Annotated in this window: 1 protein-coding gene; it reads left to right on the forward strand. The window is 37.5% G+C overall.

Annotated features, from left to right (window positions below; genetic code table 11):
• Positions 1-169 precede the first annotated feature (169 nt).
• Positions 170-1,091: hypothetical protein (locus tag HMPREF0519_RS13845; protein WP_003634829.1), on the forward strand; the 922-nt coding region annotated here is incomplete at its 3' end.

The raw sequence follows: 1,091 nt of genomic DNA on the forward strand, positions 1-1,091 counted from the left end.
AGAATTAAATTAAGTAGACGGAAGAATCTAAAATAAGCAAAACGAACACCGGGTTGATATATAAGTACTTTAAAGTTATAATTAAGGCATATTCATTTATTACATGGTGATTTTTATAAAGGTGGCATGTAATAAAATTACAATTTTTTAAATTACTAGGGGGATACTTATGAAGAAATCACGAATCGTGTTGGTGACGTTACTGACTTCGCTTGGTTTAGCTGTCGCCATTGGTGTACAAAACAGTCATTTTATTGGAAACCAGTTAAATACTGGAATTGTTGCCAAGGCTGATGTAGTTAATAGTAGTATTACAAGCAGACGGGGAGGAACAACTCCAATTTCTACGCCATGGGAGTCCGATTCTAAAGTACCAAGAATTTCACAGTACTTTTATCTATCAACTCCTGATGGCAAAGAAAAAAGTCTTTATGGGTTAGTTAATCAACTGTCGGTAGATCCAGAAAAGAAAGATAGGGCAGCAGTTGATATTTCAAAAAACACTAAAGACCTTTTAATTAATGCCGATTTGACTAATCCAACAGAACAACCGATAAAGATTTCTTATGCAATAAAGTTTGCTGGTAATTCTACAGATGGTCCAGTATTAACGATTGGTAAAAGTACAAGTAATGACCAGTTGCTATCAGCTAAAGCTCTCGGTGGTGACCCACAGTGGGATACCCTTCCGAACAATTCTGGAGTGACGGTCACAGAGGCAACTGTTGGTGCGACTAGTGTTGATTACAAACCAGTCTCAGCTCAATATTCGATTGCAGATCAAAATAAAGTAACGGGCATTATGTTTAGCCAAGTTATGTTACAACCGGGAACCACTCATATTAAGATTCCTGTAAAAGTAACAAATTTGGCAAATGCAGGTAGCTCAGCAACGCAAAGAGAGGGATTGATTACTAATGCCCTGTATAATTATTATTACGGGACAGATCATGGTACTTCTACAGGTTCTGAGTTTAGTGTTGGCGTATTTGATAAAAACGTGGGCGCTTCTGATGCTACTATAAATACAGGTACACCTGTTTCAGCTTCAACGTTTAAGGCGGATCCCGCTGATACAACTACAATCACTA

The organism is Lentilactobacillus hilgardii DSM 20176 = ATCC 8290 (assembly GCF_000159315.1).
Taxonomy (GTDB): domain Bacteria; phylum Bacillota; class Bacilli; order Lactobacillales; family Lactobacillaceae; genus Lentilactobacillus; species Lentilactobacillus hilgardii.